The 26,125-nt window shown below is 39.1% G+C and carries 21 protein-coding genes; 4 read left to right on the plus strand and 17 right to left on the minus strand.

Going from position 1 to position 26,125, the window contains the following annotated elements; genetic code table 11:
• Positions 1–35: 35 nt before the first annotated feature.
• Both ACXAH9_RS08210 and ACXAH9_RS08215 read right to left on the minus strand, forming a co-directional pair.
• On the minus strand, positions 36–2,423 hold the full coding sequence (locus tag ACXAH9_RS08210) for a heavy metal translocating P-type ATPase (RefSeq protein ID WP_474894380.1): 2,388 nt from the start codon (positions 2,421–2,423) through the stop codon (positions 36–38).
• On the minus strand, positions 2,404–2,850 hold the full coding sequence (locus ACXAH9_RS08215) for a universal stress protein (RefSeq protein ID WP_474894381.1): 447 nt from the start codon (positions 2,848–2,850) through the stop codon (positions 2,404–2,406). The genes ACXAH9_RS08210 and ACXAH9_RS08215 overlap by 20 nt, the downstream gene beginning before the upstream one ends.
• 119 nt (positions 2,851–2,969) lie before the next feature.
• Here ACXAH9_RS08215 and ACXAH9_RS08220 point away from each other — a divergent pair, with 119 nt between their 5' ends.
• On the plus strand, positions 2,970–4,265 hold the full coding sequence (locus ACXAH9_RS08220) for a PAS domain-containing sensor histidine kinase (protein WP_474894382.1): 1,296 nt from the start codon (positions 2,970–2,972) through the stop codon (positions 4,263–4,265).
• On the opposite strand, the gene ACXAH9_RS08225 is transcribed toward ACXAH9_RS08220, so the two are convergent.
• A complete protein-coding gene (locus ACXAH9_RS08225; protein WP_474894383.1) occupies positions 4,258–4,443 on the minus strand; it encodes a PLD nuclease N-terminal domain-containing protein in 186 nt (61 codons plus the stop codon). The genes ACXAH9_RS08220 and ACXAH9_RS08225 overlap by 8 nt on opposite strands.
• A 124-nt stretch (positions 4,444–4,567) precedes the next feature.
• Between ACXAH9_RS08225 and ACXAH9_RS08230 the strand changes: the two genes are divergently transcribed.
• A complete protein-coding gene (locus tag ACXAH9_RS08230; RefSeq protein ID WP_474894384.1) occupies positions 4,568–5,614 on the plus strand; it encodes a response regulator in 1,047 nt (348 codons plus the stop codon).
• Between the two features lie 89 nt (positions 5,615–5,703).
• Positions 5,704–7,356: an ATP-binding protein gene (locus ACXAH9_RS08235; protein WP_474894385.1), complete on the plus strand. Its 1,653-nt coding sequence runs from the start codon at positions 5,704–5,706 to the stop codon at positions 7,354–7,356.
• A 15-nt stretch (positions 7,357–7,371) separates the two neighbouring features.
• On the opposite strand, the gene ACXAH9_RS08240 is transcribed toward ACXAH9_RS08235, so the two are convergent.
• Positions 7,372–10,794 (minus strand): ATP-binding protein, encoded by a 3,423-nt coding sequence (locus ACXAH9_RS08240; RefSeq protein WP_474894386.1) that lies wholly within the window; start codon positions 10,792–10,794, stop codon positions 7,372–7,374.
• Between the two features lie 256 nt (positions 10,795–11,050).
• On the opposite strand from ACXAH9_RS08240, the gene ACXAH9_RS08245 reads away from it, so the two are divergent.
• Positions 11,051–12,652 (plus strand): ABC-F family ATP-binding cassette domain-containing protein, encoded by a 1,602-nt coding sequence (locus ACXAH9_RS08245; RefSeq protein WP_474894387.1) that lies wholly within the window; start codon positions 11,051–11,053, stop codon positions 12,650–12,652.
• A gap of 7 nt (positions 12,653–12,659) precedes the next feature.
• Here ACXAH9_RS08245 and ACXAH9_RS08250 read toward each other — a convergent pair whose 3' ends face one another.
• The 13 genes from ACXAH9_RS08250 to ACXAH9_RS08310 all read right to left on the minus strand — a co-directional run bounded on the left by ACXAH9_RS08250 (position 12,660) and on the right by ACXAH9_RS08310 (position 26,110).
• The gene (locus ACXAH9_RS08250) at positions 12,660–13,436 is read right to left on the minus strand and encodes a hypothetical protein (RefSeq protein WP_474894388.1); all 777 of its coding nucleotides are present in this window, start codon (positions 13,434–13,436) and stop codon (positions 12,660–12,662) included.
• Between the two features lie 33 nt (positions 13,437–13,469).
• Positions 13,470–13,937, minus strand: a complete 468-nt coding sequence (locus tag ACXAH9_RS08255; RefSeq protein WP_474894389.1) for a chemotaxis protein CheX — start codon at positions 13,935–13,937, stop codon at positions 13,470–13,472.
• Positions 13,927–14,301: a response regulator gene (locus ACXAH9_RS08260; protein ID WP_474894390.1), complete on the minus strand. Its 375-nt coding sequence runs from the start codon at positions 14,299–14,301 to the stop codon at positions 13,927–13,929. The genes ACXAH9_RS08255 and ACXAH9_RS08260 overlap by 11 nt, the downstream gene beginning before the upstream one ends.
• Positions 14,298–16,907 carry a nitrate- and nitrite sensing domain-containing protein gene (locus ACXAH9_RS08265; RefSeq protein WP_474894391.1) on the minus strand — a complete coding sequence of 870 codons (2,610 nt, stop codon included), beginning with the start codon at positions 16,905–16,907 and terminating at the stop codon, positions 14,298–14,300. Before ACXAH9_RS08265 ends, ACXAH9_RS08260 begins: the two co-directional genes overlap by 4 nt.
• Before the next feature lie 16 nt (positions 16,908–16,923).
• On the minus strand, positions 16,924–17,286 hold the full coding sequence (locus ACXAH9_RS08270; RefSeq protein WP_349567155.1) for a response regulator: 363 nt from the start codon (positions 17,284–17,286) through the stop codon (positions 16,924–16,926).
• 79 nt (positions 17,287–17,365) lie between these two features.
• Complete coding sequence (locus tag ACXAH9_RS08275) at positions 17,366–18,001, minus strand: hypothetical protein (protein WP_474894392.1); 636 nt, start codon at positions 17,999–18,001, stop codon at positions 17,366–17,368.
• 44 nt (positions 18,002–18,045) lie between these two features.
• Positions 18,046–18,408 carry a response regulator gene (locus ACXAH9_RS08280; protein WP_474894393.1) on the minus strand — a complete coding sequence of 121 codons (363 nt, stop codon included), beginning with the start codon at positions 18,406–18,408 and terminating at the stop codon, positions 18,046–18,048.
• Positions 18,409–18,419: 11 nt separating this feature from the next.
• Entirely contained in the window at positions 18,420–19,229 is an 810-nt protein-coding gene (locus ACXAH9_RS08285; RefSeq protein ID WP_474894394.1) for a CheR family methyltransferase, read from the minus strand.
• Between the two features lie 17 nt (positions 19,230–19,246).
• Entirely contained in the window at positions 19,247–20,965 is a 1,719-nt protein-coding gene (locus ACXAH9_RS08290) for a chemotaxis protein CheA (RefSeq protein ID WP_474894395.1), read from the minus strand.
• Positions 20,966–22,000 carry a chemotaxis-specific protein-glutamate methyltransferase CheB gene (gene cheB, locus ACXAH9_RS08295; protein WP_474894396.1) on the minus strand — a complete coding sequence of 345 codons (1,035 nt, stop codon included), beginning with the start codon at positions 21,998–22,000 and terminating at the stop codon, positions 20,966–20,968.
• Positions 22,000–22,830, minus strand: a complete 831-nt coding sequence (locus tag ACXAH9_RS08300) for a chemotaxis protein CheW (RefSeq protein ID WP_474894397.1) — start codon at positions 22,828–22,830, stop codon at positions 22,000–22,002. The genes cheB and ACXAH9_RS08300 overlap by 1 nt, the downstream gene beginning before the upstream one ends.
• A gap of 5 nt (positions 22,831–22,835) precedes the next feature.
• The gene (locus tag ACXAH9_RS08305; protein ID WP_474894398.1) at positions 22,836–23,582 is read right to left on the minus strand and encodes a ParA family protein; all 747 of its coding nucleotides are present in this window, start codon (positions 23,580–23,582) and stop codon (positions 22,836–22,838) included.
• The gene (locus tag ACXAH9_RS08310; RefSeq protein WP_474894399.1) at positions 23,582–26,110 is read right to left on the minus strand and encodes a methyl-accepting chemotaxis protein; all 2,529 of its coding nucleotides are present in this window, start codon (positions 26,108–26,110) and stop codon (positions 23,582–23,584) included. Before ACXAH9_RS08310 ends, ACXAH9_RS08305 begins: the two co-directional genes overlap by 1 nt.
• Between the last annotated feature and the right edge of the window lie 15 nt (positions 26,111–26,125).

Here is a 26,125-nt window from a genome sequence, read left to right on the forward strand (position 1 = left end):
TCTATGATTTAGGTCATTAGAAAGGTAGATTTAGATCAAGTCGCTACATTTTTAACATTCATTTTTTTCCCTAAATACGTAACCATTAGTGTTACAAACCCAACAACAGTCACCGAACTAATCGGCATCAGAATAGCCGAAATAAGTGGTGTCAGGTGTCCACTCATCGCAAATGATAGCCCGACAATATTGTAAATAAAAGAAATGCCAAAAGCGATAAATACAACAGAAATAACTCTCCTTGAGAAATATAGCACCTGTGATATACGAGTAACTTTTTCTGAAGTAAGAATGGCATTACAAGCTGGAGAAAACTGATGGATGTCTTCTGCTATAGCCACACCAACTAAAGCTTCATTCAATGCTCCCGCGTCATTGAGTCCATCTCCTATCATTAGATGATTCGCTTGGTGATTTTTTATGTATGTCAGCTTACCGAATGGTTTTTGATTAAAATGAACCTCATCAAAATGTGGTTGCAAAACGTTTTTTTCTCCTGAGTTATCTCCGGACAAAAGTGTCAACTTGTATCGGTTTCTTAGGTGTTTTAGTAAATCAAAGACTCCAGGTCGATAGGCAGATTTGATTATAAAACAGCCTTTCTTGTCATTTACACTTATGTATACTCGTGTTTCATTTAGCGGACCTTCTGTCAGATGACCCGAAAATTCAGCCGATCCCACCTTAAGATATAGGTCATCTAACTCTGCCTCAAATCCTTTCCCTGTGATTTCCTTAAACGCTATAATCGGTAATTTATCAACTGATGGGAGTTCATTATGTATCAACCTACTCAACGGATGCGCAGAATTACCCAGAGCGGACTTTAAAGCCTGCATATACTTCCCATCAATTACATCACCCTGATAAGAGATTCCAGCTTGCACCATCGTGAGCGTGCCAGTTTTATCGAAAACAATTGAATCCACTTTTGCCAGTGACTCGATCACCTCCGCATTTTTTAGATATAGTCCTTCTTTGCCCAGTTTTCTCATGGCATGGCCATAGGCAAAAGGCAGCACCAGCGCCAGTGCGCATGGGCAAGCTACAATCAGAACGGCAGTCACCGAATTCCAAATCAGCAACGGATCATTGATCCACCAAAAAACCCCAGTTGCAATAGCCAGAATGATTATGGTTAAGGTGAAATACTTGCTGATTTTATCAACCCAGGTGTGCAAATCAGCCCGATCCTTCTTTTTAAACGAGTCGGTATTCCAGAGGCTGGTTAGTTCACTGTTATTAACCGTCTGACTTAGAGCTATTGATAATTCAGCCCCTTTATGTCTTCCTCCTGCATACACCTGCTGACCTTCAGTCCTGCTTTCAGGCTTTGACTCACCCGTAACAAAGCTATAATCAATATTGCCCGTCCCTGATACGATAATACCGTCTGCAGGTATCAATTCATCATTGTGAATCACTACTACATCCCCTTTTCTAAGATCTTTTAAAGGTCGCTGAAATTCTTCTTCATCAACTCTACATGTGACTGAAACAGGGAAATAAGAAGTGAAATCCCGATCAAAAGATAGCGCCTGGTACGTTTTCCCCTGATACCACTTTCCTATTAAAAGGAAAAACACCAACCCTGCCAGCGAATCCACATACCCTATCCCCACTCCAGTAATGATTTCATACGAACTACGACCAAATAGTGTGAGTATACCCAGCGCAATCGGCACATCGATATTTAAATTTCCATATCGAATCCCCTTCCATGCCTTGTTAAAGTAATCACTTGCTGCATATAAAACTACTGGAAAAGCAAGCGCGAAATTGATCCACTTGAATACCGTTTTAAAATCATCCGTTAGAAGGAAATTACGATCCAGGTATTCCGGCATACTCATCAGCATAGCATTACCAAAGCAAAAGCCTGCCACAGCTACCTTGGTTCCAATATTGGATTTAGCTACCTGCTTCTTCGTTTTATCCAGGCTACTTAAGGATATGCCCGGTTCGTATCCCAACTGTGAAAGCAATACCGCCAACTGTCTCAGGGATTTTTCATGATGATTGAATGTGATCGTCACCTCACGCTTCACGAAATTCACCTCTGACCTAATCACTGCCTGATCCAGTTTGGGCAAGTGCTCCAGCAGATAAATACATGAGCTACAATGAATCCCTGGCAAAAACCATTTAACGACCGAAACGTCATCACTTTTGAAACGCAGCAGTTGTTTCTGGATATCCTCATTATCAAGAAAAGCATATTTCCGCTCTGCCTTCAGCTCTGATAAAGATTTATTCTCCTTTGAGGTTTCTGTATAGTATTGATGAAGGTTACTTTGGTCCAGCAACTCAAAGACCGCCCGACATCCATAGCAGCAGAAATGATGATTTCCCGTCTGAATAGATTCGTCACATGAATCCCCACAATGGTGACACTCAAGTTCTTCAGCTTGCAATAACCCCATGTGAAGTACGATTTGGAACTATCATGACTGGTACACCACTCTCTTTGATTACGCGCACCGTGTGGCTACCTATTTCATTGTCATGTCCATTACTATTGATACCTACAATTACCAGGTCAAATGAGTGTTCTTTGATAAACTTCATCATCGTCTCCTCAACATTACCTGATAATACAACATTTTGAATACGATCATCTGATAGATCAGATATGTCATGAGATAATTGGTTCATCCGATGTTGAACCTCTTCCAGTTGCTTGCTATTTGCCGTAGGGCCGTTTTTGTGTGAATACCTTGATGAAACCGGATAAATATGTAAAAAAGAAATCGTGGCATCTTCGTACAGTTTCGACAGTTCCAATCCCATCTGAGCGGCTTGCCAGGATGCAGGAGAAAAATCAGTAGGTATCAGTATACTTGAGATCACATGCTAATCATTTAAGCTTCAAAGCTAGAATGCTCGGCGTGCGTGTAAATTGACATTCGTCAATGTAGGTATTGAATTTTGTCACATGACAGATATAGGTTTATTTTACTAAGTCTAATATGATAAAACTAGGGAGTCAGGAGTTTATTTCAGATGAAGGCATAGAACTTTTAAAAAGTCTCTTTAAAAGCTCTGGTGAGGGAATTATGCTCTTCAATAAAGATGGGGAAGTGGTCATGGCAAACCCTCGTGTCACTGAAATGTTTGGGTATGATGAAGGTGAAGTGCTTGGTCAGAAGGTAGAAAAATTTGTTCCTAAGAATGCTCAAAAAAAACATCAAGGTTATCGTAAAGAGTATATCAACCACCCGGAACCACGACGCATGGGAATTGGGCGTGACCTGTCTGGCCTTAGAAAAGACGGCTCCACTTTTCCTCTTGAGATCAGTTTAAGCTACATGCAGCACAATAATGAGAAATTGGTAGTAGCATTTGTTACCGATATCTCTATCCGAAAAGAAAACGAAAAGAAGCTTGAAGAACAGCGTAAAAAACTTGAGGAGTATACATCTGAGCTGGAGCAAAAAGTAAAAGCCAGAACCAGTGAATTGGAGCATATGAACCTAGGGCTTCAAAGCCAAATTCAAGAACGAAAACTGGCAGAAGCGGCATTAAAACAAAGCCTGGAAGATCTGAAAAAAGCAGAACAAGAGATTTTAAAATCATTGGAAAAGGAGAAAGAATTAGGAGAATTGAAATCTCGCTTTGTCTCAATGGCAAGCCATGAATTCCGAACGCCACTAACTACTGTACTTTCGTCCGCCAACTTAATTGGCAAATACACCGAAACTGACCAGCAGGGAGCCAGAGAAAAACACATCAATAGAATCAAGAAAAGCGTACAAAATCTAACGAACATTCTTAATGACTTCCTTTCGCTTGAAAAACTGGAGAGTGGTGCTCAGAAAGTGAATTTTAATGAGGTGGACGTGAATGAACTCTTGCAGGAAATAGTTGAGGAAATGAGCCAAAGTGTAAAAAACGATCAGGAAATTCTTTTGAATGGCACTGCTCCAACTATCCAAACAGATGAACACATTCTAAAGAATATCTTATTCAATCTGATCTCTAATGCCAGCAAGTATTCATCTGAAGGAGAAAAAATTGAAATAAACATAGAGCACGATAAACATCTAAAGATTCACATTGTGGATCATGGGATCGGCATTCCTAAATCTGAGCAAAAGAAGATGTTTGATCGGTTTTTCCGAGCTGCGAACGCTACTAACATTCAAGGAACCGGCTTGGGTTTAAATATTGTAAAAAAGTACGCTGACTTATTAAAAGGGGAAATTTCCTTCACAAGTACCGAAGGTCAAGGGAGCACATTTACGCTTACTCTTCCCTTTAACTAGTCCCCACAATAGATTTTCTCTTCAGTAGATATATAAGTGGACCCACTATTGGGAAAATCACTACAAGAGTAAACCACAGTGCTTTTTTGTTATTGGACATTCGAGCCAACAGTACATTGACCATGGCAAATACAGCGATCGCTGCTCCGAATAGTGATATGTATAACCAGTAACTCATAACATTAATCTTTTAATCAAAAGAATAGTGTTTCATGATCAAAATAGATGAGTTTCCTTAATTCAAAAGATGATTATCGTCAGTCTTTTATTTAATTTGGTTAATCTAAAACGAACCTATACACATGGATAAAAAACGCATTTTGGTTATAGAAGATCAGGATGATGTGAGAGAAAACATCTCCGAACTTTTGGGACTTTCCAATTATCACGTTGACGCTGCTTCGAATGGAAGAGAAGGAGTTAAAAAGGCACTGGCCTCTCCTCCTGATCTTATTCTATGCGATATCATGATGCCCGAAATGGATGGGTATGAAGTGCTTTATATCCTTTCAAAAAATCCGGAAACTACCTCACTCCCATTCATCTTTCTAACAGCCAAAGCAGAAAAAACTGATTTCAGGAAAGGAATGAATATGGGTGCCGATGATTATATCACAAAACCATTTGAGGAAATGGAATTGTTGGGTGCCATTGAGCGTAGGTTAAAAAAATATGAAGAGCTTTCGAAAATATCTGAGGTTGAGGAGCTTGTTCACCATGCATCCAATTATCAGAATATTAAAGACCTGGAAAAAGAGCGTAAAACTCAGCAGTATAAAAAGAAAGATATCATTTATCGTGAAGGGGACTTCAGCAATTTTGTCTACAAGATCATCAAGGGAAAAATCAAAACTTATCACATCAATGAGGATGGAAAAGAGTTTATCCACGACATTAGAAAGGAAGGTGATTTTCTCGGAGAGAGATCCATCATTCAGGATTCTTCCAGAACTGAATTTGCAGAAGCCATGGAAGACTCAGAATTGATGCTAATCCCTAAAGATGACTTTCAACAATTAATTTTCAACAATAGAGAGGTTTCGGGACAATTCATTAAGCTACTCTCAAACAACCTATCTGATCGGGAGAAGGAACTCATGGAAATGGCCTATAATACAGTAAGAAAGCGTACAGCAGACTCTTTGATGAAATTGCATGATGCCTACTCTGGCGAAATGGAAAAAGTAACTGTTGATGTATCCAGGGCAGACCTGGCTGGAATGGTGGGAACAGCAACAGAGTCTGTCATTCGAATTTTATCAGAATTTAAAAAGGATCAATGGATCGAAATAAACGGCAGTGCCATTACCATTCTCGCTCCAGAAAAGATCCAGGCTGTTAAATTTTAGTTGTTTAGCAAACAAAAACTTAATTCTTTGATTATATTAACTGGGCAAACTTTTATAGCCGCTATTAATCTTACTTAAGAAATAAATTTGTGCAAAGAGTATTCGCTGATAGTAAGATTTATCTACTCTTTCTTACTGCTCTGATTGGGGGAGGTATTACCTATTATTTCAATTATCAATTGCAAGATTATGAGAGAAATAGGCGCCAAAATAATTTGGCGAATACCCATGAGGTAGCTGTAGAAAAGTTTTCAGAGTCAATCAATCGTTTCGCATATTTAATGTCAGGAATGAGGTCACACCTTCGTTACGCTGATTCTTTTCCTTCACAGGATAAACTTCAAAAGTTCTTACTGTATCAAACCAACCAACTAAACATAAGGGACTCACTGATTGTCTCATTTTTAAATACTGATCATCAGTTCATTTACAGCTTTACAATAGATGAAATAGACCCGGGGAATTTAATTGGGACTTCTGTAAAAAAATTTCGAGATAATGCGCAAATTAATCTTCTTGAAGACATGCTCTTGGAGGATAAAATAAAACTGTTCCCCCCTATTAATCTTGTTGAGGGATGGGTTGGCATTCCACTTAATTTTCCGGTCATAAGAGAAGGCCAACTGGTAGGGTATGTTGCCTCGATCATTAATTTCAGAAACATCATTGAACCAATTTATAGATTGGAACAGGCTAATCAGTTTGCGTTTCAATTTTCGGTTGAATATGGGGATTATTTTGATCGTGAAAGAGTCCATGACCAGAGTAAAGTCTACCACGATCGATCTGATGATCGATTCTTCAAAAATTACAATATACCTGATGAGAATTTCGTGACCTCTGAGATCACCATACATGGTTTGACATTCGTAATTGGGACGGCTTATATCTCAGAGAAGTTACCAAACCCATATATTAGATGGGCTTTTTTAACGGCATATGTACTTATTTTTGTTTTTGCAGGGTATTCAATCTATCGTTATCAACAATATAGGCAGCTGAATGAGAAATTAATCAGCACTAACAAACTGATTAATGAGCAAAATCAAGAACTAAATGATTTGAATGCAACTAAAAACCGGCTAATGTCTATTGTTGGTCATGATTTGAAGGGGCCAATCTCATCAATTATAAATCTAATAGAGTTACTTGAAAGTGCTTCTATATCATTGGATGATGCAAAGAAGATACTCAATCAACTAAACCCAATTGCAAAAAATACAATTAGTTTGTTAGAAAATCTCTTGCAGTGGGGGATGCTGAATAGTAATCAAACGCTATTCAAGCCAGAACTACTATCGGTTGATAAGGTTGTAAAAGAAAACTTCTCATTATTATCATCGGTCGCAAAACAAAAAGAGATAGACTTAAAGAATGATATTCCATCAAATCTAACTGTTTTTGCTGATGCCAATATGTTTTCGACAATCATCAGGAATCTCATATCAAATGCAATCAAATACAGCAAAAACAATAATCCTGTGCAAGTGACAGGGTACACTGAGGGAAAACTGACAACCATTCAGGTTATCGATAACGGTATAGGGATGACTGAGAAAGAAATCCATTCAGTTCTGAATGTTGAATTGGATGTTTCCAAAAATGGCACTGCAGGAGAGAAAGGTACTGGCCTGGGATTAACACTATGTAAGGCTTTTATTGAAAAAAATAAAGGATTTTTAACTATTCAAAGTGAACAAGGTAAGGGTAGTACCTTTATAGTTAGGCTTCCTTCATCATAGAAAGGATCATTGCTCCTATGCTAAGTGCGTTTGAACCTTATCAAGCTCTTCTTCTACTTCCTCTAAAAATGACGGAAGCTCTTCCCAGAAATTGTCGGCCTTATAATCCGGCATTTTAGAAGCCAGCTCCCTTAAGTCCAGATTGGCAAGATTTGACTTCATTCTGTGGAGATAATTATATGTGCGCTCTCTATCTTGTAATGGAAGTGAAGATTTACTTCCTTTTAAATCATCATTTATGGACTTCACAGCCAAATTAGCAATCATCATTACCTGCTCCTCATCTCCACCCAAAACATTTGTCAAAAACTGGAAGTATCCATCTTTACTTTTTTGCTCCACTGCGGTCTTATCATCTCCTTCCTTTATTTTATCTCCTCTTCCCAAACGACTAACTTTTTCAAAGAGATCAGGTGGGTCAAATGGTTTGGATACAATCTCGTTCATCCCACAAGCTTCCATTTTAGAGCGTGACTCTGCCAGAGTGCTAGCTGTCAATGCGATGATTGGGAGATTTTTATAATATTCTCCCTTCATTGCCCTTATCTTGCGCGTGGCTTCATACCCATCCATGACTGGCATGCGTACATCTATGAGCATAAGATCATAGGCTTTGGACTTAATTTTTTCAATCGCTTCTTTACCATGATTGGCTAAATCGACCTTTACTCCCCACCTGTTTAAAAATCCTTTCGCAATTTCCTGATTAGCATGGTTATCCTCTACTAATAATACATGAAGATCCAGGTTTGCCTCAGAAATTTTTCGTTCTTTCTTATCCTCTTTCACCATCGAAACCTCCAAAGGTAATTGGAAATAAAACCTAGTTCCTTTATTAACCTTAGATTCGACCTTCAACTCTCCTTCCATTAAATCGACAAGTCGCTTGGAAATAGATAAACCAAGTCCAGTTCCACCTGCCTTGAGAGATTGAGGGTTATTGATCTGCTTAAACGACTCAAATATGGTTTCAAGTTTATCTGCAGGAATGCCAATGCCAGTATCAGAAACTGAGAATTGAATATGCTTTTTAACAGGCTCTACTTTTAGTTCTACAGTACCTTTCTCTGTGAACTTCAAGGCATTACTTATCAGGTTGTTCAATACCTGTGTAAGTCTCACCTCATCACATTTGTAGAACTGTCCAAGTTTGTCTGAATAGTCAAGTTTAAGCTTTACCTCACCACTACGGGGAACTGCCTTCCAGGTGTCAAGAATATTGCCTGTTAAATGCTTTAAGTTGATGTCCTCTTCAACAATTTCCAGGTTACCAGACTCAATTTTTTGTACGTCCAATATATCATTGATCAGCGCCAAAAGGTTATTACTACCGAATTTGAGCATTTTCAACCTGTTGCTGTCTGAAAGCTCGGGGTGCTCCATTTCAAGTAGTTGCGTGGTGCCAATGATCGCATTCAATGGAGTCCTAATCTCGTGGCTCATTGTAGAAAGAAATTGTTCCTTAATCTTACCTGCAGCCTCTGCTTCATCTTTGGCTTTTCTCAACTCTACCTCCTGTCGCTTCATATCAGTCAGATCATTGATAAAGATGATGATCCCTCCAATTTTATCTCTGCTTGTATACCATGGATGTATCTCACCTTGTAGCCATTGTACTGAGCCATCTGCTCTCTCAAATTTTTCAATGCCCGGTTTGATAACCTCACCTTTAAGCGCACGCTGGTGCATCTGCTTCCATTCTACTGGAATTTCAGGAAAAACCTTATAGTGCGATTTACCAATCACATCTCCTTTTACATTTTGATCCTTCAGCCATTTTTCACTAGCAGAGATATAGTTCATGTGCTTGTCAAACATGGCAATGGCAGCCGGAGCTGATGAGATGAAGGTTTTGAGCAATTCTCGTTCTGCTTCCAGCCTATCCCTATTCTCCTGAAGTTCCATCAGGGATCCAACCCATTTAGAGACCAGCGTTACAAAATCTACTTCATAGTCTGAAAAAGGCTGCCTGCGAGCCTTGGTACTTGTAAAATTGACCGTGCCTGCAACCTTCCCTTCTACCCGATATGCAGCTCCAATGTAAGACTCCAATTTAAAGGTCTTAAAACACGGATGTCCTCTATGAACTGAATCATTCATATCATCGATACTTAGTACTTTACCTCGTTCACGGAGTGTAATATCGCAGTAAGTGTCTCCAAGCTTAAATTTTTGATTAATATCAAGTCCACTGCTTTCAGGACAAAAAGCGGTGACACGATATTCATCCATCCAAATCTTACTTACAATCCCCACTTCCAGCCCCAGGTATTCAAGGCAAAGTTTTAATCCATCCTCCAACCGATCCTGAATACTTAATTCAGTCTTCGCATTGAGCTCATTTAGCAGCCTGAGCCCTTCCTTATAACTTTCTTCTTTTTCTGTAGCAAGTTTCTGGTCGGTAATATCCTTACCAATATTATAGATAAGGTTCACCTTACCTGATTTGTCGTATGAGAAATCAGAGGTTTGACCAATCCATCGGATTGCTCCCGACTTTGTGACTATTGGAAACTCGAAATAGCATGACCGCTTTATAGCTCGTGCAGCATTTGTGTAATAGTCAATTACTTCAGTTCTATTATCCCTGTAGACATGCTCAAACCATCGCTTCATATTGGCTTCCTCTAAAGAATAATCTGTTAGTTTTTCAAAAGCCGGATTCACGAAGGTGTATTTACCATTTCCATCAAGTTCATACACCACATCATGTGTATGGCTGATCAGATTCTCATAGCGCTTTTTGGAGTCAAACAATTCATAGAAATAATTTTTGTGCGAATTAATTCGAAGACTGATCAACTGGATAGTGAAAATTAAAACTGAGAGTGCCGCTAGAACGACAGTCAAGCCAATGAACCAATACTGTCTTGATACGACTTGATTTAAGTTTTCATTTATGTTAGAGTCAAGGCTTTTGTATGCTGCAGCGAGTTCATTGATAAGTGGTAGAAATGTTTCATCTTGCTTGAGTACGCTGGCTCTGAATGCATGAATACTTTCGCCCTCCTGGATTCCAAAACTACTTCTTACGAGAGACGACAATGGCGCATTACTTGCTGAGTATACGCTATCTACTGATGACAAGTCTACCCAATCAGAACGCCTGAGTATATTGTTAGTGACCTTTAATAGCTGATGGTTTTTTTGGAACTGACCAAGTGCAGAGTCCAGTCGGTTGATGGTTTTTTGATTATCAACCTCATCATTCAGGAGCAAAACGTTTTTTGAAAGATACTGACTTAGCGTTTGTTGCTTCCAACAAATAGTAAGAGCCTTGTCAAGTTGACTATTTAATTCAGTGAATTTCTGAACTTGATTATTTGAAACATAGACTATTGCTAATACTGCAGTTACACCTGCTATAAAAGCAAAAATGATGCGTTTAGCTAATTTCTTTACACTTAGCTCATTAAATTTTGACGGTATCCTCTGCATCCAAATGTGGTCAAGGCGAGTATCTTTTCCCTATTCTGTGGTTGCAAAATAAGTTAAATAAGATTCGTAAATACTCCATTAATAGCCTCTTTCGATAGGTCTCATGTTACATCCGATGTAGTTACACACGTGGTAGCTGAATCATATTAACCTCCTATAAATTACTTAAAAAAATACAATTTTGATATTCATATTACATCCACACTTTCAGATACTTATTTTAAGTAGTAACTTCGCGGTTCATTAAAGAAATCCCATGATCTCAACGGAAAACATTTCTCTTCAGTACGGCAAAAGAATCCTATTCGACGATGTTAATATCAACTTTACTCCGGGTAATTGCTATGGCATCATTGGAGCAAATGGTGCAGGAAAATCAACATTCCTAAAGATTCTGTCTGGAGAAATCACACCAAACTCAGGATCAGTCAAAATAGAGCCGGGAAAGCGAATGGCTGTGTTGAAGCAAAATCATCATGAATATGACGAAACTTCCGTTTTAGACACTGTGATGATGGGCCACAAGGAATTATGGGACATTAAGCAAGAAAAAGACGCTATCTACGCCAAGCCAGACTTTAGCGAAGAAGACGGTAATAAAGCATCGGAGTTGGAGGCCCAGTTTGCGGATATGGATGGATGGAATGCAGAGTCTGATGCAGCTGCCTTGCTAAGTGGTTTGGGTATAGTTGAGGCAGATCACTATAAGCTGGTAAAGGAACTAAACGGTACTGAGAAAGTTCGGGTATTACTCGCTCAAGCACTGTTTGGCAATCCTGATATTCTTATCCTTGACGAACCAACCAATGATCTTGACATTCAGACCATTTCATGGCTTGAGGATCATTTGCTAGAATTTAACAATACACTTATCGTGGTTTCTCACGACAGGCACTTTCTGGACACAGTATGTACACATATCGCAGATATTGATTTTGGCCAGATAAAGCTCTATACAGGAAATTATTCCTTCTGGTATGAATCTAGTCAGCTGGCTCTTTCTCAGCGCTCTGCTGCAAACAAAAAAGCGGAAGAGAAGAAGAAAGAATTGCAGGAGTTTATTGCGCGATTTAGTGCCAATGCTGCTAAATCAAAACAAGCAACAAGTAGAAAAAAGCTACTTGAAAAGATCAATGTTGAGGAAATTCAGCCATCGAACAGGAAGTATCCTGCGATCATCTTTAAGCAAGAAAGAGCAGCCGGCGATCAGATCCTAGAAACTAAAGGACTAACCAAAGAATTAAACGGAGAGACCTTATTTAAGGACCTAGACCTCTTTGTTAATAAAGGCGATAAAATTGCTGTAGTGGGAGATGACAGCTTGGCTATCACCACATTCTTTCAGATCTTGATGGGAGAGCAAAATGCTACTGCGGGTACATTTAAATTTGGCCAGACAATAACTCACGCATACCTACCTAATGATAATTCAAAATATTTCCAGTCAGATGACAACCTGATTGACTGGCTAAGACAGTATTCCAAAGATGAAGAAAAGGATGAGGTATACATTCGCGGATTTCTTGGGAAAATGCTCTTTTCCGGACAGGAGACTTTGAAGAAATGCAGTGTGCTCTCAGGAGGAGAAAAAGTAAGATGCATGTTATCCAGAATGATGCTTCAGGAAGCTAATCTGCTTATATTGGACGAGCCAACGAACCACCTTGATCTGGAATCTATCACCGCCTTAAATAATTCGTTAAAAGATTTTCCTGGAACCATCCTGTTTACTTCGCATGATCATACGTTTACACAAACGGTTGCTAATCGGATATTGGAATTGCGGCCTGATGGCTATACTGATACACTAAGTACGTACGATGAATTCTTAGATAAGAAGAAAGCTGTTTTAGCTTAGGTTACAATCAAGCCTTAAAACCGATCATCATTATATCATCATTTTGACGATTGGCGCCCGTCCATGCTGTTAGGTATTGATCAGCCAGACCCTTCTGATCAGACATACGGATTTGTCGTTTTTCCTTCAGAAAATCACCAAGCTGTGCTTTGGTTAGCTTTTTTTCTTCAGGTCCACCGATAAGATTAAACACACCTGTACTGCACAAAAAGAAGTTAGATTCCTTTGTTTCTGATAAGGTGTTAGAATTATATCCCGGTCGTTGTTCTCTGGGTTCTCCGACCTGAATATCATCTCCATTAATTATTTTAACTCCCCTCCTGTTAACTTGTAAAAGATCCATATTCGCTCCAGCAAACTCCATTTCTTTGGTTTTGGTATTTACCTTCACAATACCAACGTTTGCATTAGTGTTGAGGAGAATGTTGTTTTTATCTTTGAAACGCGCCTGTACCTCTCGATGCAAGAATAGTAGAATGGATCCCGGAAAGTCAATGGCATATCCATCAACCATTTTTTTTAAGGCATTCATGTAGATACGAATCATCATGCTAGCCAGATGACCTTCTCCTACACACGTAAATAGTGCCAGATAGACATCATCATCGTGCTTATGTAGCCAGAAGCCATCCCCTCCTACACTGCCTTTTGGTTTATTCAAAACGAAACCATCTGAAAAAAACTCCATCAACCGCTCTTCCTGAGGTAACACTGAAAAATAATTTCTTCTAGTGCTGTCCTCAATCCGATCAAAGTTTACAATCCAGTTAGACTCCTTGCTCACTTATTTTTCCTTTTGCGACTTTCGCTTTTCCTATCAATCCAAACCTAACACCACAAACGCTTCGTGGTTATTCCACTTAATTGGAATAACATACATTGAAACGTTTTCGGGAATATTAAGTTCCTCAGGCATCCCTTCAAAGACTGTAGGTACAGAAATCATAAAATTAGCGCCAAGATTGGCACGCACATTTCCAGCAACAACATTTGAAATTTCTCCCGCCATATCCAGAATATCTTCTTCTGAAGGATCTTCTATCCCAATGAACATATTTATCAGGTCAGCAAACATTTCCCTGTTTGCTGAAATATAAACAAAACCCTGCCGACTACCTGATATTCCAATCATGCCGGTAAAGTCTTTGAGCACAAGTCCCTCGGACTCCTTCAGGTATGGAACCTTCATATCAGAATCAATTTCTGTGAGGTGCTTAAAATAGTTACTCACCGAATTGATAAACAGGTTACAGGTAGCCTCAAATTCTTCTTTCCTACTCTCCATCCCTCTTCAGTAATTTATCAAATGCCTTTGCAAGATCGTCTGCATTAACCGGCTTGTACATAAACCCTCTGGCGCCCTTATCAAGAGCAATAAGCCCAGTGAGTTTATCTGCCAATGCAGTAATAATCATCACTTTCGTATCAGGGTTGATTTTCATGATCTCTTCCAGGCATGCAATCCCATCCATTTCCGGCATGGTAATATCCAATGTCACAACATCGGGTTTATTGTCCATTACCATTTGTACGGCTTCTACTCCATTTGCTGCCTGGCCTATTATTTCCAGGTCATAATCTGCAAGATTTTTTTCAATGGTTCTTCTCATTACCGAAGAATCATCCACAATCAACAGTCGCTCTTTCATGCTTCTTCAGTTTCTTTTCCTGTATTCAATACTGGTAGCTTAATGATCATCTGAAACTCCTTACCTTCTGTGTAAGTGATTTCATAAGCACCTTTATGTTCATCTAAGATCGACTTCACCAAGTGCATGCCTTGCCCTCTTCCTGCATTTGCATCAGACTTATCGGCTGTTGAAAAGCCTTCATTAAATATCAAATCAACAATCTCGAAATCCTCCATCGAATCAAGTTCATCTTGTGATGCAATGCCATTCTTGACAGCCTGTTGCTTAATTCGGTTCATATCCAGCCCTCTACCATCATCCTTGTATCTGATAAACAACTCATGATCGCTCTTTGATAGTTCAATGAGTATCTCTCCCGTTATTGACTTTCCTTCATTCATCCTGACACTTGGCGCCTCGATACCATGAACTATGGAGTTACGAATCAGCTGAATCATCATATCCTTAAATGGCTCAATGTAAGTCTCAGGAAGGATCATATTCTCCAGATTATCGAAAGTCACATTGACTGTTTTCCCTTCCTCTTTTGCAATTAGCTCAGCACCTCTTTCAAGTGAATCAATCACCATGATATTGGAAACAGAGTCACCTTCTGCAGGGAATTTTTTATAGATATTAATGATCTTGTATAGCATTTCGGCTATTTCAGCAATCATTCGATCAGCTTCATCTACCTCATACAGGATGGCCAGGAAGTCTTTTCCTCTGACATCCTTAGATTGTAAAGCTGTAATTGCTTCCTCTATTTCATGGAACTTGTTTGCCATTAGCTCCATGCCTATCACTACTGCATTGCCTTTAAGGTTGTGAATAATGTCAAAAGTGAAACTAAGCAGTTCTGAGTATTCGTCTCCCTCATTCTTTTCATACTTTTCGGAAATGCTCTTCAGCATCTTACGTGAGTTATGCAAGAATCCACGCAGTATCGACGGATCAATTTTAAGAATACTGAGTACTCTTTCTGTTTCCTGCTGTTTCTTCTTCTCTGCCTCACTTAAATGCTGCTGTAACAAGATAGACTCAGTCTCATCAGAGACAGATACCATTATGTTCTGAATCTTATTTTTTCTGAAAATTCGCGTGAATTCTACCCGTATGTATTTTGTAGCTACTATTCCGTTTTGTTCTGTATGGATTTTGACCTGATCAATTGGATTTAATTGATTCACCACCTCTTCATCCATATCCTCGTTGAAAAGGTGTCTCATAAACATCTCCAACGCCTCTAATTCACGAGGTAGGATCAATGGGCGCATAAAATCAGTAAAGTTCTCTCCAGCAATTCGGTCATTGTTGAAAATCTCTTTCATTGCCTTGGAATGGAATTTAGAGATTTTAAACTCCTTGTCTAACAAGAAAATACCTTGCTCTATATTCTCAAAAACAACTAAAGAAACACCATAAATATTTTTGTATAGAAACTTAGCCTTGTCTCTCTGCTTACGTAGTTCAAATTGAGACTTTCGAATCTCCAAAACCATTTTATTAAAGGTTTTGGCATACTGACCAAGTTCATCGTTAGTTGGAATGACTACTTTTTTAGAAAGATCACCGGCTGAAATTCTTCTAGTGAAGGCCTCAAGAATGCTGACATTTTTAAGCAGGTTGCTTACCAATGTTGTCATTAACCAAAAAGCGATAATACCAATTGTAACATCCAAAATTAGGAATGTCCAAAAGTTCTTTACCGACTGGCTGGCTATCTCTTGAGTACGCGTCTGAATCTTATCAGACATGTAGTCTTCTACTCGCTTTAAACGATTGATCTTATCTGTACTTACGTCATACCAGTGATCCGGGCTTTCTGAGAGTGTGTCATTCAAAAAAACCACTTGTCTCATTCGCTCTACCTCTAAAACTTCCTCGCCCTGCACCATCTGAGCGTAATATGCAATGGATTCTTCATTGGCAATGATCTCAAAGGCATCCAAATAAGAATTCTGTCGCGCTACCAATGTAGTAAAGCGATTATATAGATCGAATCCTATATGGTTATGCGAAAAGGTCTGGGTTCCAATAGCACGCTCAATACTTGCGTATTCCTTTGACTTTAGAAAATATATGATCGCATGTATTTGTTGAGCAATTTCCTTGTCACGTGTTTCGTCAATAAGCTTAATAACAGTGTTTAATGCTGTGTTGTTGATGTCCGAAAAACGATCAATCGATTCTTCCGAAGAAATCCGATGCTGATCAATACTTTTACGTAACGTGGTTAATTTATCAAAGTAGGTATTCAGCTCGTCCAAATCCCCACGGTGCAACTCAATGAGCTCACCAAGGTCACCACTAGATAGCTCATTGTAGTATTGTTGAAGTGTGCTATCTGTTTTTTGTCTCTGCTGACTCAGTTTTACGCCGAAACTTTCTCCTTCATTGGCCAGGAAACCAGAGGATATACTCCTTTCTTTTTGAATTTCATGTACAACATGATTAATCTCAATTCCAACAGTGATGGCTTTGTTTAGCCTGACACTATCTGAATAATCCAAATAATGATATCTAACCTGAAGGTAATCAAAGGCCAAAATGATAATTATAAGCGGAATAATAATTACCGCAAATTTTTGGCGTATTGGAAGGTTGGTAAGTCGATTTATCATGAATATTGCATATTGGCTATGCAAGCACTTTTTCTACTACCTTGAGTAAATCCTCTTCGGTAAATGGTTTAACAATATATTCTGAAGCGCCTAGTGAAAGTCCCTTGTTTACAACTGTTTGCTGACCAACGGCACTTACCATAATAACTTTTGAAGGTACTTCTTCATCCTTCAATACTTTGAGTATTTCAAAACCCATCATATCCGGCAGGATGTTGTCTAATGTAATCAGATCCGGCTGTAATTGCACGGCTAAATCAATGGCACTTTCGCCATTTTGGGCTTCACCCACTACTTCGAAACCTGCTCCTTCCATCGCAGACTTTATTAATGACCTCATATAAATAGAATCATCAACGATCAATACTTTCTTGCTCATTTTACTTTAAATTACTGTTTTATCACTTTATTTAACATAACACACTTAGTAGTAGCACGATTAGGGTGATAATGAGTAATTAAACCAGGTTCTTAATTTTGTCCACAAACTTATTGTGAAACACCCAAATAAAATCTGGACAAATATCTAGTTCTTTTCCATGAAAAACTGCCTTGAAATGAATAATTGATTCGAATTCGCTGGATTCTTTAACTATAAAATCATTCAATTCAGTTGCTTTTAATACTTTCAGCGATGGGACATTTCCATATATCTCTACATCCAAAAAGTTAGAAAACTCTGTAATAACAGCCGCAGAAACCATGTTATCTATTTCTGTGAGAAACCCTAGCTTCATGATGGTACTTTCTTTAGAATCATCTTTAGCTACTTTCTCAGGAAGACATGCCTCATATAGCTTGGCAACTTCCTTTTCCGAAAAAATGAGGTGGCTGGTTCCTTTTAGCTCACCCATTAGCTCCGTTTTGATTAGGTGAACATCCTGATTGGGCCCACCAAAACGCTCCAAATCCAAATCTGCACTCACATAATCTATTTTTTCAATAGATATAGGGCTCTGTAGAATTTGCTCCATAGAAGACTTAGCCATCGACAACCCATCGAATATTAGCTTCGTGGCTATTTTAAGTTCACTTTCATTCAAATCTGCAATCATACGCTTCTTAAAATATGGTTGTTGGTTTTTTTTTGTCAAAATAGTCCTTTATTTCCAATCTGTTTAAAGTTTTAGGCGAACAATCAAGAATCTTCATCGAGTTCCTTCAAAATAGCGATTAACTCTGAATTGTCAAACGGCTTTACCAGATAATGTTTAGCTCCACTGGACATGGCATCCACGATTGCTGACTGCTGCCCAACAGCACTTATCATAATCACGGTTGCATTAAAATCATCTGTATTGATGGTCTTCAAAACATCCAGTCCTGTCATATCGGGAAGTATATTGTCCAGTGTAATCACATCTGGATTCAACTCCATCGCGAGATCGATGGCCATCTCTCCATTTTTGGCTTCTCCCACAACCTCATATCCCTGCTCTTCCAGAAGTGAACGAAGGCTGGAGCGGATGTAAGTGGAATCGTCTACGATAAGTACTCGCATAGGTCTTTTGTTTAATCTGAAATTTTCTTATAAATCCGTGTCTTTACATCATGAATACTGAATTTAGTTTTTCCGTATTCTGGCATTATGTCGTAATATCCTATTATAAGGTAGCCGTCATCTTTGAGGCAAGAATGTAAAAGGTCCAATACTCTATTTTTTAGTGTTTCATCAAAATAGATCATTACATTCCTACAAAAAATGATGTCAAACCGATCATTCATTGAATCCATTACCAGATTGTGCTTTTTGAAAGTCACATTGGTTTGATACTTCGATTGAATATTTGCATGTTTATCATGAAAATCAAAGTAATCCTCGAGCTGTCTATCCGGAAAGAACTTTAAGAAAGGGACGAGATACTGCTTGAGTGTTGGTAAGGAGTAGTCTCCTTTCTTTGCTTTATTTAAGGCAGTGGTGCTAAGATCTGTTGCTACTAACTTACTTTTATTGAGCATATTCAAAGTTTCCAAAACAATGTTCATGGTATAAACTTCTTCACCTGTGGAACAGCCTGCGTGCCATATTTTAATTGTGCTGCTTGAGATTGATGGGATTATTTCATCCCTTAATTTCATCCAAACATCTGGGTTTCGAAAAAGCTCAGTAAGATTCACCAGGAGATCATCTATAGCGGAAAGAAAGAATTCATTGTCTTTCAGTGTGAGAGACCATAACTCCAGTATGGTATCCATATTGTGTTTCATCATAAGCCGCACTATCCCCCGCTTGAGAGAGGTCCGCTCATAGTTCGTGAAATCAAGCCCATAACGATTGTTAATCGCCTGCATAAGCGCAGTGAGCTCCTCATCACTTATCATATCTGTCGTTATCGTTGCTATGACTCTACTTTTTTAGTTGCTGATTGAAATAAAATATCCATAATGGATGCTACATCCAACACAGGACAAACATTACCAGATCCAAGTATGGTGGTTCCACTTAATAACCGACTCGCGTCGAGTGGTTTGGGTAGATTTTTCTCTACAATTTCTTTCTGCCGTTGGAGTTTATCCACCACTAGGCCAAGTAATCTTCCAGAATGAGTTGCTATAATAACATTCAATTCAAAGGATTCATTAATATTTTTAAGATAGCTAAGTCCAATTTTTTCCTGATCAATCGAGTTGATATTGGTTGTTTTGATTAGACCTTCAAGGAAAATAACCGGAATTGACTTATCCTGGTAGTTGAACATCATGCTATCCCCTACAAGATGAATCTCCTCTTTGGTAATATAAGAAACAGAGTCAATATATGTTAGTGGTATGGCATAATCCTGTCCGGATACTTCAAATAGTAAAGCTCCCTTCAAAGCCAGTGATGATGGCAAAATCAAATGAATCGATGTTCCTATTCCTAACTCTGTCTCAACCAACACTTGCCCACCAATTGATTCAACAGATTTCTTTACCACGTCCATTCCCACTCCTCTTCCTGAAATGTCTGTTACTTTATCAGCACTGGAAAAGCCCGGTTCAAAAATATAGCGTATGATTTCATTTTCGCTCAACTGATCAGCAACTTCTTGTGTCACCATCTTCTGTCGAACAATCTTTTCTTTAATTTTTGTTTGATCAATACCCTTTCCATCATCAGAAACCGTAATCACCACACTATCCTTTTCAAGCTTTGCATCTAAAGTAACTTTTGCTGTAAGTTCTTTTCCTGAATTTCTTCTTTCCTCGGAGGACTCAATGCCGTGACCAACCGCGTTCCTTACCAGGTGAACCATAGAGTCACTAATTATCTTGAGGATATTTCTATCAATCTCTACCTCAGTTCCTTTTAACACTAACTCAACGGATTTGTTTTCTGATGAAGCAGCATCTCTTAATACCCTGTGAAACTTGTTAAAGAGAAAGCCCATCTGTACCATCCGAACATTCATGATCCCGTAATGCAGATTGGATGAAATTCGCTTGATTCGTTCAAATTCAAGTGTGCTCTTGCCTTCTGCACCAAACAAAGCAATGAGTCTGTCTCTTTCAATCACCAACTCACCCACCATATTGAGGAGCTCATCCATCCTTTTGACTGGAATCTGAACAACATCAGCAAACTTAATCGTCCCTGTCTCCTCCTCAACTACCTCTTGCTGAGGTTCACCTTCCACTGCAAGGTCTCCTCCATTTTGATCCTCACTGGTTCCTGCATCACCTTCACTTTCCTCAAGTGCATTTTTAAGGTAAACAGTGAGTTTTGTTTTGATGCCAAGATAGCTCACACGCTCACCGGATGTAACAGCATTTATTAGTCCTCCCAGTTTATCATTGGCTCTGAATAGGGCATCTACCAGTTCCTTATCAAGTGTGATTTCACCATTTTTGATAGCCCCAAAAATATCCTCCATCGTATGGGATAGATCTGCGATCTTCTCATATCCCATACCCATCGCATTCCCTTTTAGGGTATGAACGATTCGAAAGATGTTTGCAATGGCTTTCTTACTGGACTGGTCTTTTTCCAATTCCACAAAAAGCCTATTAAGCTCTTCGAAGTTTTCAAGTGCTTCGGTTAGAAATAACTCGCGATATTCTTCTTCTTTAGATGACACTTATAGGTTGTTGACTAAATAATTTCCAATATCCTTTATATCTAAAATAGCCTCAATTGCTCCCGCCTCCGATGCTGCCTTAGGCATTCCGTAAATCACACTACTTTCTTTATTCTGAGCAATTGTTTTTCCTCCGACTTCATTGATTGCTTTCATCCCTTTCACACCATCCTTGCCCATCCCTGTCAAAATAACACCTACCACATGATTCCCATACACTTTTGCAGCACTCAGCATCATTGCGTTTATGGATGGATTATTGTATTCCGGGTAAACTTCATCTGTAAAATCTACAAACACTTTACCCTTCTCTTTCTTAAGGATTAGATTGGCATGTCCGGGACAAAACATCACCACTCCGGGCGTTGGAGTCATTCCCTTTGTCGCAGAAACAACCTCTAGGTCTGTTAATGAGCCTAAACGCTGAACAAATTGAGGTATGAAAACATTCGGCATGTGCTGACACACCACTATGGGAATATCAAAATCCTCAGGAAGTGAGCAAATGACTCTTTCAATAGCCGTAGGACCTCCTGTGGAAGCTCCTATAGCAATAAGGTTATAATTAGATTTTCTCGCACGCTTACGAGGTACAACTTTTATTTTCGATTTTGCTGACCCTATTTTTTTTGGTTTAGCTCTGGAGGTGCTCTTTATTTTTTGCACTAACTCCTTCTGAAGTTCGCGCATTTTTGATTTGTTCCTGTCCGGTTTATTGATGTAATCAACTGCTCCGCTCTTAAGAGCTTCAAACACAGGCTGTAAATCGGTATTTCCTACAGAGCTAAGTATCAGGATTGGAGTCGGATTCTTTTGCATGATTCCTTTTACTGCATACAGACCATCATAGTCAGCCATATTAAGGTCTAGCAAGACTATATCAGGTTTTAACTGCTCGGTCTTCTCAATAGCCTCCAATCCATTGGTTGCAGTTCCGGCCACTTCAATCTCTTTGTCTTCTGAAAGCAAATCAGTAATAAGGAGCCGCATAAAAGCAGAATCGTCAACAACTAATATTTTAAGTTTTACGGCCATTAATTCTTCAATTCATCAGGAATTACAATTGCCTTATCATTCCTCAGCATTTCAATAATATCCAGGTAGTAAACAAGGTTATCATCCATGTGAATGATCCCCTTTATATAAGACAAATCCAATGTTGCATCCTCAATCATTTGTATTTCCGATGAAATACTTTTCCCTTCTACTTTTAGTGTGGTTGGCAAAGATTCTAAAACCAAACTAGCTTTAACTTCCTGGTGATTTAATATCATCAGGAAGTTAGGGTCTGCAATATTCTCAATTCCAAACCGTGAGGCTAAATCAAAAACCACATATGAGGTACCCCTTACATTAGCGAGCCCCTTTATGTGCTTGGGCGTATTGGGAGTTTTGGATAGTGATGGGAGTTTCACAATCTCCTTGACAATATGAATATCAACACCGTATAACTCGCCATTAATAATAAAGCTGACTAATTGAATGGTTTGATTCTGTAACTCAGCAATCTCTGCCCCATATTGTTTTCTCAACTTTATTTTCCGTTCCCTTAGCTCTTTTGCTATATAATTTGAAAGCACAGGGTCAAACTGTGGAGCAGGTTCTTGTCCTTTCTCCTTCTGTTTCTTGCTTGTTCCTTTAGCGGTTTTAGAAGTGGATACTGTATTCTTTTTATTTTTTGCTATTGCATCCTTATCACTTGTTGTTTTTTTAGATGATTTAGTCGTTTTTTTGGCTGATTTAACTGATTTCTTAACAGAATCCTCTTTTTTGATCAACGACCTCTTTTTCACCTTCTTAGGTTCCTTTTCCTTGGACTCCTCAGTGATTAATTTCTTCCGCTTTAAATTCTTCCCTAGTGCCATATCAACTATGCATTTAACTCTAAGATTTCGTCACCAAAGTGCATATAATCAACAGCAGCATTGGAAGTGGGTTTATAGTTAACAACACTTTTACCAAATGATGGAGCCTCAGAAGCCTTTACATTGCTTCGGATCATGCTATCAAAAATCTTAAGCTCATAATTCTCAAGGATGTAATCCTTTACCTCCTGACTTAGCTTTCGACGCTTATCAACCATCACAGGCAATACGCCTTCAATAATCAATTCCTTTGAAAAAGTAGAAGTCACTTTCTGAATAGTTTGCATGATCTGATCCAGTCCCTGAAGACTCAATACTTCCATCTGCATGGGTATAATCACCCTATCTGAGGCTAATAAGGCATTGACAGTGAGTGTTGAAAGGGATGGTGGGCAATCGATTAATACATAGTCATATCCACTTACATCTTTGAGGACCGTATCGAGTGCTTTTTCATGTCCACCAGCAGTAGCCAGAGATAGTTCCGCATCTGCCAGATCATTATCTGAAGGAGCAAGGGCTAACCCCTCGCTGGTTTTGAGAGTTTCTGTTAATGAACATTCCCCCAAAAGCACATTAGCCATTGATTTTTCAAATTCGTTTACGCCTAGCGAATAACTCAAATTTCCCTGGGCATCCAGATCAATTAATAAAACATCCTTTGCTCGCCTATTTAGAGCAGCTCCCAGGTTAATGGCGGTTGTCGTTTTACCAGTCCCCCCTTTTTGATTTATAATGGAATATATCACCATTATTCATTGTCTTTCTTTGAAAGCTTAAACATTCCCACCCGCTCTTTAAGTGTTCTTGCTATTTCAGTCACTTCCTCTGATCGCTGGGTGTAGCTTTCCATTCCCGCAGAAAGCTCCGTGGCTGAACTTGCCACCTGTTCAGTACCTGCTGCAGTCTCCTCTGCGATTACTACAATTCCTTCTGTGATTGTAACAACATTTTTGATGCTATCCATCTGTTCTTTTGTCGCCTCTAGAATCTGCTTGGAAATCTCAAGGTTTTGATTAGATGAAGAAGCGATTTCTCTAAAGGCTTCAGATGCATCGGTAGATGCACTCTCACCACCTAAAATACTCTCATTCATCACTTCAATTACCTTAGCAGCTGCAGCGGTATCATTCTGCACGTCTGTAATCAGCTTCTCAATTTCTCGAGCAGAGTTCCTGGAGTCTTCCGCCAGTTTTCTGATCTCTTCTGCTACTACTGCAAATCCTCTTCCGGCATCTCCTGCCTGTGCTGCTTCAATTGCAGCATTAAGTGCAAGTAGATTAGTTTGTGAAGCAATATCTGTAATGATTCCTAATACTCTTGTGATCTCTTTCGACCGTTCAGTCAATACCTGTATCGACTTATTTGTTTCATTGGCAAAGGCTTTTATATCCTTCATGCTGAAACCTACTTTGTTAACCATGGTAAGTCCTTTTTCTGAACTTTCAGATACCTTATGGGCTGCAGCATTGATTTCTTCTGCCTGATCGCTCATACTGGTAGCTGCACGTTGAATGTTTTCAACAAGATTTGAAGATTCATCTACTTTGCTTACCTGAGTTTGTGCACCACTACTCATCTCCGCAATGGCCGAAGCAATCTCGCCTGTATTTGTATTCATCTCCTCGCTAGCAGAAAGCATCTCCATTGAACTGTCACCAATGATGTTTGCATTTTTCACAATACCATCAAGTAATTCGTCCAAATTGTGAAGTGCTTTATTCAGATTATCCTTGAGGTTAAGGATGTCCCCTTTTGCTTCTTCATTATATCTGACAGTTAAATCACCCTCAGCCATCCTGTTTGCCATTTCATTCAGCACAGAAAATGGTTTTGAAACTGATTCCAGCAGACTATTTATTGAAATACTCAATTCTCTCCAGGCTCCTGATTTGTTATCAGGATTGATCCTTGAAGTAAGATCCCCTTCGCCCTCCGCATGCTGAACCACCTCGTTCGTTTCATCTATTACAGAACGCAGGTTATTTCTCATCATGATCAAGGATGCTCCTAACACATCATTCTCGCCTGAGATTTCAAAATCTGCATTAAGGTTTCCTTCACCAACCTCTCTCGAAAATTCAGCTTTCTTTCTCAACTCACCCAGGAGCTTATTCACAGATTGTGCAATCTCTCCTAATTCATCTTGAGATATCTTTTTAATTATCAGTGAGTTGTCCAGCACTCCTTTCGCCAGACTTTTTAGCAATGTATTCGACTTATCCAGTGAATCAGTAATTCGATTGGCTAACGTCCATACAGTAAATGAAAGAAGAATTAAACCAATTAAACCTATAATGATTGTCCACCGAAAGGTCGAATTAAATGGAGCGGTGATTTCAGATACGGGCACGACAAACACCGCCCACCACGATTCGCCTGATCGCCCGATTGGGATGCTGGCAAAAGAAACATAGACGTCATCGTTAAGAGTTTCGTCATGCGCACGATAGGAAAAAGGTTGTCCTCCTTTCATTTTTTGAGCCACATTCAACGGGCTGTCCTTGATGATATTTAAGGTATCCATTGGTTGATTAAAAAGGTGAGCATCTTGATGAGCAGTAATCACTCCACCATTAGATACCAAAAGCGCATAAGCATTGTCATAGAAATCCACCTGAGAAATGCTCTGAAAATCATCTACTGACATATCAGTTCCAATTACTCCTGCAAACCTTCCATCAACTTCCATTCGAACAGTTGGAGAAATACCTAATAGAGAATCTCGTGTATTGGAGGAATAGTCATAGTCTAAATACCAATAAGGCTCACTTAGTAATTCGATGAGATCATCTTCTGCTTTGAATCTTTCATATAGTGTACTTGCCTTGCTACCATCCAGCTCAGCTAACTCTAAAGAGGATTTTACTTCATCCCCATCCATGTATGAGTTAAATCTTTCTCTACCATAACTTTTATCCCAGTTGGGATCAATGAATTCCAACTGCCAGCTCATCCAGGTAGCATCGTATTTTGGATACAGCATTAATACCTTTTCAAGGAAAGTTTTTCTAAGCTCGTTACGCTGTTGATCTGGCATATAGGTAAACTCTTCTACCGCCTCCGCCATGATTCGGGCTACAGCTAAATCCTCATCGATTATTACTTTAATTTCATTGGCTTTTTGTGTGGCATAGGAGTCAGCCAGCTTTTCTGCCTCCGTAATAGCATTTTGCCGCAGATTGTAACTGATGTATCCAATGGTAATTACATATATGATGACTGATAATCCGAGGATAAACAGCATCATTTTTCGGCGTATGGTAAAATTCTTTAGCATCTTAGAATTGGTTAA

It is taken from the genome of Ekhidna sp. ABH4_415 (genome assembly GCF_056161305.1).